At 46.4% G+C, this 6,602-nt stretch carries 8 protein-coding genes; 5 read left to right on the top strand and 3 right to left on the bottom strand.

Features of this window, described 5'->3' with window-relative positions:
* Both QUA47_RS24410 and QUA47_RS24405 read left to right on the top strand, forming a co-directional pair.
* The coding region (locus tag QUA47_RS24410; protein WP_333432663.1) for a calcium-binding protein at positions 1-777 on the top strand (777 nt) is incomplete at its 5' end.
* Between the two features lie 204 nt (positions 778-981).
* Complete coding sequence (locus tag QUA47_RS24405) at positions 982-1,623, top strand: IS1 family transposase (RefSeq protein ID WP_333432662.1); 642 nt, start codon at positions 982-984, stop codon at positions 1,621-1,623.
* A gap of 172 nt (positions 1,624-1,795) precedes the next feature.
* On the opposite strand, the gene QUA47_RS24400 is transcribed toward QUA47_RS24405, so the two are convergent.
* Positions 1,796-2,569, bottom strand: coding sequence for a methyltransferase domain-containing protein (locus QUA47_RS24400; RefSeq protein ID WP_333432661.1), 774 nt, complete (start codon positions 2,567-2,569; stop codon positions 1,796-1,798).
* A gap of 64 nt (positions 2,570-2,633) precedes the next feature.
* Entirely contained in the window at positions 2,634-3,122 is a 489-nt protein-coding gene (locus QUA47_RS24395; protein WP_333432660.1) for a GNAT family N-acetyltransferase, read from the bottom strand.
* A gap of 111 nt (positions 3,123-3,233) precedes the next feature.
* Here QUA47_RS24395 and QUA47_RS24390 point away from each other — a divergent pair, with 111 nt between their 5' ends.
* From QUA47_RS24390 to QUA47_RS24380, 3 genes are all read left to right on the top strand, one after another.
* Positions 3,234-4,121, top strand: coding sequence for a LysR family transcriptional regulator (locus QUA47_RS24390; protein WP_333432659.1), 888 nt, complete (start codon positions 3,234-3,236; stop codon positions 4,119-4,121).
* A 190-nt stretch (positions 4,122-4,311) separates the two neighbouring features.
* Positions 4,312-5,238 carry a geranylgeranyl diphosphate synthase CrtE gene (gene crtE / locus QUA47_RS24385; RefSeq protein WP_333432658.1) on the top strand — a complete coding sequence of 309 codons (927 nt, stop codon included), beginning with the start codon at positions 4,312-4,314 and terminating at the stop codon, positions 5,236-5,238.
* Positions 5,239-5,252: 14 nt separating this feature from the next.
* The gene (locus tag QUA47_RS24380) at positions 5,253-5,711 is read left to right on the top strand and encodes a divergent PAP2 family protein (RefSeq protein WP_190658220.1); all 459 of its coding nucleotides are present in this window, start codon (positions 5,253-5,255) and stop codon (positions 5,709-5,711) included.
* A 46-nt stretch (positions 5,712-5,757) separates the two neighbouring features.
* On the opposite strand, the gene QUA47_RS24375 is transcribed toward QUA47_RS24380, so the two are convergent.
* Positions 5,758-6,261, bottom strand: a complete 504-nt coding sequence (locus tag QUA47_RS24375) for a YbjN domain-containing protein (RefSeq protein WP_333432657.1) — start codon at positions 6,259-6,261, stop codon at positions 5,758-5,760.
* Positions 6,262-6,602 lie beyond the last annotated feature (341 nt).

The following is a 6,602-nucleotide window of genomic DNA, read 5'->3' as shown; positions in this document are numbered from 1 at the left end:
ACAAAGATTTTAGCTATGGCTTTAAAACCGGATGCGTCAGGGACATTGCGCTTAATTGGCGACAACACCTCGGAATTGATTCAACTTACTCCTGGAGATCTAAACAACTTCCCTTTAGGAGCTTGGGCCCTCGATGGCAACGATACAGTAAATGGCTCAGGGGCTAGCGAGTTAATCCTGGGAAATGAAGGGGAAGATATTCTCACAGGTTTTGCAGGCAACGATTCTGTATTTGGGGGAAAAGGGAGAGATTTCCTGAATGGATCTGATGGAAATGACTGCCTCAGTGGTGGTCTAGATGCTGATTTCCTTACTGGAGACGCTGGCGATGATATTTTATTTGGGGGTAGAGGCAATGATTTTTTAGACGGCGGACAGGGGAATAACACTCTGGTTGGCGGCTTGGGCAGAGACTTCTTAAGTTGTGAGTTTGGCAATAATTTATGCGTTCTGGGAATAGATCCTGCCACTACAGATATCAATTTTAGTGATCTGATCGGAGGTTTTGATCCTGATGTTGATCGCATTGGATTAGCGAGTGGGTTAACGGTCAATGATATAGTGTTGGAGCCGGTACAGGATGTGACATTAACATATAGGTTCGACTTCCCACAAGCTTTACTACAAGTCCTCCCTCCAGAGCTGACCAGCGAATTGAGCGGCCCTGCTTCAGGAACTCTCATCAGAGTTAGAAATTCTAACGCGATTTTAGGTTTGGTAGGCGATGTAACGCCTAATGAACTACAAAGCAGGATTGTTTCCGTTCAGGGTTTCTAAGTTCAGGACAATCAGTGGTAAGCTGACAAACTTATCCTATTGTTAGCCAGAAATTAACTCCTGATATTTACAGGAGTTACGCAGAAACGCTAGTAGTAAGGTGCGTATTTCGCACCTTACTACTATGAGTAGCGTAAAATTTGACTATGCAGCGTAAGTCTTGTAGGCGTTGCATAATAGTGATATGAATTGAGGTTAAATCTAATGAAATGTCCTGAATGTGGCTCCAGCCATATCCGTAAAAATGGCAAGATGAGAGGGAAGCAAAATCATATTTGTGTCGATTGTCATCGTCAGTTTATTGATGTTTACACAATCTCCAAAGGATACTCAGATGAAATTAAAGCGCAATGTTTGAAAATGTATGTCAACGGCATGGGATTTCGAGGTATTGAGCGCGTCACAGGAGTCCATCACACCACCGTTATTAATTGGGTCAGACAAGTAGGAGAACGCCTACCGTCGGCCTATGACCCTGAGACCAGTCCACAAGTGGGGGAATTGGATGAACTAGAAACCTTTGTAGGGTCAAAAAAAAAAATCTGGTTGTGGACAGCAGTAGACCACTTTAAGCCAGGAATCTTAGGGTGGGTTTTGGGCGATCACAGTGGGAAGACCTTTGCCCCCTTGTGGGAGCTTGTAGCAACATGGAATTGTTATTTTTATGTCACGGACGGCTGGTCAGTCTATCCAGGATTTATTCCAGAGGGAGATCAGATTATTAGCAAGACTTACATGACCAGGGTAGAAGGTGAAAACACACGGTTACGACATTACTTGGCACGACTGCATCGCAAAACACTTTGTTATTCCAAGTCAGAGGAAATGCTGAGACACTCGATCTGATTGTTGCTACACTACCTCAAGTTCTGGGATGTGCCCATTCCTCAATGATTCATGGCATCATTCAGCAACGCCAGTCTTGTAAAATTGCTTAGTCTTTGAGTCCGCTTGGAGTGGGCGAAAGTTGGTGTAGTAGCGCTTTCAATATCCGATAGACTTCACTAATCACTATGATTTACCGTGAGGAGTCCTTGATAGCAACAACGCGAATTCGCCGATAATCTGCAATCCAATTACCATCGCGGTACAGCGCCGATCGCAAACGCTCTTCAACGGAGTTAATTACCTGCGATCGCACATCCTCAGACAACCCCGACAAAAACCCGCCCGCAAACATCTCAATCCAATTTACCATACCCGCGCTGCCACCTTCTAGGGGAGTCGGTCGATCGAACAAAACCGCATAACCCACATCAAATCCCTGCTTTTCCAAAAGCCCAGCATACTCGCCAATACTCGGAAAATACCAAGGATTAAGCGCTTCAGGCTCCTCGCAGCCAATTTCCGACAAAACACTCAAAAGCGCCCGGACGATCGCCCCCACGTTCCCCTTACCCCCAAACTCAGCCACAAAACGCCCTCCCGGCTTCAGCGCTTTTTCCACACAATTAATCACAGCATCCGGCTGCTTAACCCAGTGCAAAACCGCATTAGAAAACACAGCATCTAACGGCTCTTCTACTTGAAAACTCCTTGCATCTGCGACAGCGAAGTTAATGTGAGGATAGTTAACTTTGGCCGTGGAAATCATCGACAAAGATGAATCAATACCTTGCACAAAAGCCCCACTTTGAGCAATCTTTTCAGTTAACTGCCCCGTACCGCAGCCCAAATCCAGAATCTGTTCTCCAGCCTTCGGAGCGAGTAACTCCAAAAGCGATTCACCGTACTGCCAAACAAAAGCATGATTTCCCTCATAAAGCACTGAATTCCAAAAATCTTGTGACATCTCTTCTCTCCTCTTCTCTTCTCTTCTCTTCGCGTTTTTCGCGCCTTCGCGGTTCGTTATTAAATTATTTGCCAGCAAGCAGATTAATTCCATCCCCCTCAATACGGCAAACCCTAATATTTTCCAAAATGCGCGCTCCCTGCTTTTCATAAAAAGCAATTCCCGGCGCATTGGCAGTATTAACAGTCCATTCCATACGCCCGCAATTTGTGGACTCAGCAATTTTTGCCAAATACTTTAACAGCGCTGTACCGACTCCCATTCCGCGCATAGGAGCTTGCACAAATAAATCATCAAGCCAAAGACACGGCTGCGTCAATAAACTTGAATAGGAGGAATAAAACAGAGCAAATCCTACCGCTTTTCCGGCAACCTCAGCCAACAAAACCCGGACTAGCGGAGGCTGGCAAAATAACGTTTGCTGCAATTTATCGGCTGTTGCTGCTAACAGGTTTTTACATCCATGGAACTCGCTTTTTTGGGAAATAAAAGCCACAATTAATTCCAAATCTGCCAGCTCTGCTTCTCTAATTATGAGATCCAAATTAGCCATTGTTTACTTCTCTATTTCGCCTATTAATCACTGTATTAAATGCCATCATAAATGTCCAATATATGTTTAACTAACAACTTATACTTTTTAAATATAAATGATTGAGGAGCTATGGAACTTCGGCATTTGCGTTATTTCATTGCAGTTGCAGAGGAACTGAATTTCACCCGCGCAGCCGAAAAACTGCATATTGCCCAACCTCCGCTGAGCCAACAAATCCAGCATTTAGAGGCAGAGTTGGGGTTTCAATTGTTTCGCCGCACCAAGCGGACGGTGCATTTAACGGCAGCGGGACAGGTTTTTTTCGAGGAAGCCGGGAAAATTCTGCAGCAAGTCGATCGAGCAATTCAACTCGGCCGACAAACCAGTCGGGGCGAACTCGGCCAACTGACGATCGGCTTTGTGAGTTCTGCAGCACACAACGTGGTTCCAGCGATTTTGCAGGCCTTTCGCACTCGGTGTCCCGCCGTCAAGCTCGAACTGCACGAACTGACGACAAACGAACAGTTGCAGCGGCTGCGGTTCGGGCAAATTGATATCGGCTTCGTGCGTCCTCCGGTTGAGGAAGACGGGATAAATTCTGAAATCGTTTTTCGAGAACCGCTGATCGTGGCACTGCCAGAAACGCATCCGGCGGCCGATCGCACGCATCTTGAATTACGCGAACTTTCCACCCAACCGTTCATTTTATTTCCGCGTTCCCAGGCTCCGGGATTGTACGATGCGATCGTCAGTCTTTGTCAACAAGCAGGTTTTAGCCCGATCGCGGCTCAAGAAGCAATTCAAATGCAAACCATTGTGAGTCTGGTAGCCGCCGAGATGGGCGTGGCGATCGTCCCTGAGTCGATGCAAAATTTCCAGCGCAGCGGGGTTGTTTACAAAGCGTTACCCGAATCAACCTGCATTGTGGCGATCGCTCTGATTTGGCGCAGCGATCCAACGGCGGCGGTGCAGCGGTTTTTGGAAGTTGCCAGACAAATCAGCGGATTTGATATTTGAGATTGTAAATTTTAGATTGACTGGTAATTTGACAAAGTTATCAAAACTCAAAGATTTTCTGTGCAACAACACCCGTAGAATGATTAATTGATGCTCGGAGTTCGAGCAACTACCGCCGTAAAAGTCGGCACGATGCGACCCCAACGGCTCACAATATCCCACATAACTATTCAGTACAAGAGAGCAAGGGATGGTATTGGCAACAGAAATGGGTTCGTCCCAACCGGAATCCTCTTTCGACTTATCTACTTATCTAGTCAATCGAAAAGAGGCGATCGAGGTAGCTCTCGACAGTGCACTCCCGGTCATCTACCCAGAAAAAATTTACGAAGCAATGCGCTACTCGCTGCTAGCGGGGGGCAAGCGCCTGCGTCCGATCCTGTGTCTGGCTAGCTGCGAACTGGCCGGCGGCACTACATCTATGGCAATTCCGACAGCTTGCGCTTTGGAAATGATCCACACGATGTCGCTGATTCACGACGATTTGCCGGCAATGGACAATGACGACTACCGACGCGGCAAACTGACGAACCACAAAGTCTACGGCGAGGATATTGCCATTTTGGCTGGCGATGGTTTGCTGACCTATGCTTTTGAATTTATCGCTACTAAAACTGAGAACGTACCCCCCCAACAGGTGTTGCAGACGATCGCCCATTTAGCGCGGGCATCGGGTGCTGCTGGACTCGTAGGCGGTCAGGTGGTTGATTTGGAATCGGAAGGAAAGACAGATGTTTCTCTGGAAACTTTGAATTACATTCACGCTCACAAAACAGGGGCGCTGTTAGAGGCCTGCGTAGTTTGTGGGGCAATTCTGGCTGGGGCCTCGGCTGCCGATTTGCAGCGGCTGTCTCGTTTCGCTCAAAATATTGGGCTGGCTTTCCAGATCGTTGACGACATTCTGGATATTACTGCTACCCAAGAAGAACTGGGCAAAACTGCTGGCAAAGATGTTCAAGCAGGAAAAGTCACTTATCCCAGTTTGTGGGGAATTGAGGAGTCTCGGCGCCAAGCTTCGCAGCTTGTTGCTGATGCTAAGGATCAATTGGCAGTGTTTGGGAGCAAAGCTCTACCGCTGCTGGCTATCGCCGATTTTATTACCAGCCGCAGTAACTAGAAATACCAAACACTATGCAGGAAATTTGCAGCGGCATATTCAACAATCATGTACTCGTGGTTGCTTTGCTCGCTTGTCTGGCGGCTCAGATCATGAAGTTGCCGATCGAGTTGGTCAAAAATCGCAAGTTTAATCTTCAGTATTTGGTAACAACGGGGGGAATGCCCAGCGCTCACTCATCTTTTGTGGGCGCTTTGGCTGCAGGAGTCGGACAAACGATGGGATGGGAAAGTCCGGACTTTGCGATCGCTGCGATCTTTGCAATTATTGTGATGTACGACGCAGCAGGCGTCCGCCAAGCAGCAGGCAAGCAAGCTCGCATCCTCAACCAAATTATTGACGAGTTTTTTGAGGAAGATCACAACCTTAATGAGGCTCGCCTGAAAGAGTTGCTGGGACACACTCCTTTTCAAGTGCTTGTAGGTTTGGGGCTGGGAATCACTATTGCTTGGATCGCAGGGCCTGCATATTAGTTAACTGTTAACTGTTAACTGTTGACTGTTAACTGTTAACTAATGACTACTGACCGAATTCTGCTTGCAGCAGGTCATCGTTGTCATCGGCGACCGTGGCGACAATAGTAATAACCCGAGAAATTTCCCCGGTCGAGATTTCGGCCATCGTCCGAGTCGATACTACGGCAACTTGATTATCAACAATGGCAAAATGAGCTTCTAAAGTAGACAGCCAATTCATTTCTAGAATTTTCCGCATTAATTGAGCTTCATTCTTCGCTGGCAACTGCAGTACAAAAGCCCAAACAGTCAAAGTATCATCTTCGGTTTCGCCCGTAAGTTGCACGAACACTTCGACACTGCCGTACTTGAACTTCCAAAGATGTCCGCCAGCTTCACTTTGACCGACCATCACTTTTTGGTCTACAGCCATGCTGGCGATGACAGTTTCAATTTCTTCTGCATAGGTGACGGCTGTGGCTTTTTCGACCTGCTCGGAGGCGATCGCGCTTTCACTTAAAAGGCTTTCTGCGGAAACTGTTTGTATGTTCGGCTCGCTGGTAGTCATGATTATATTTAGATGGAAAACTCTTCTAATAATCAGTTTACTTGCTAAAGCTTAAAATTATGACTTTAACCCTCTTTTGTCACTCTGGGAAATTAAAAATGAGACCAAAATTTTCAACTGTAGATATATCAAGGATTTGAGCATTTATTTTCTAACAGAATGGCCCAAATCAAGGTTTTTGGTAAAAGTCTTATGCTATAACCATCCCAGATTATTTTCTGCCGAAAGTGACAAAAGAGGGTTATGCTCAGAAATATGCTATCTGCCCGCAAACCATTAATCTGCTCAGAGAATAATTTCTAAGCTCGGTTAAGTTCCCTATTGATTTAGGTAACTCCCCT

It is taken from the genome of Microcoleus sp. MON2_D5 (genome assembly GCF_036701905.1).
GTDB lineage: Bacteria > Cyanobacteriota > Cyanobacteriia > Cyanobacteriales > Microcoleaceae > Microcoleus.
Note: the sequence above shows the minus strand (reverse complement) of the source record. Positions and strands in the feature narration are given on the sequence as shown.

Coding starts and splice junctions, on each gene's coding strand:
- QUA47_RS24400 (WP_333432661.1), bottom strand. CDS start 2,569: ATGTCACAAGATTTTTGGAATTCAGTGCTTTATGAGGGAAATCATGCT.
- QUA47_RS24395 (WP_333432660.1), bottom strand. CDS start 3,122: ATGGCTAATTTGGATCTCATAATTAGAGAAGCAGAGCTGGCAGATTTG.
- QUA47_RS24405 (WP_333432662.1), top strand. CDS start 982: ATGAAATGTCCTGAATGTGGCTCCAGCCATATCCGTAAAAATGGCAAG.
- QUA47_RS24390 (WP_333432659.1), top strand. CDS start 3,234: ATGGAACTTCGGCATTTGCGTTATTTCATTGCAGTTGCAGAGGAACTG.
- QUA47_RS24380 (WP_190658220.1), top strand. CDS start 5,253: ATGCAGGAAATTTGCAGCGGCATATTCAACAATCATGTACTCGTGGTT.
- QUA47_RS24375 (WP_333432657.1), bottom strand. CDS start 6,261: ATGACTACCAGCGAGCCGAACATACAAACAGTTTCCGCAGAAAGCCTT.
- crtE (WP_333432658.1), top strand. CDS start 4,312: ATGGTATTGGCAACAGAAATGGGTTCGTCCCAACCGGAATCCTCTTTC.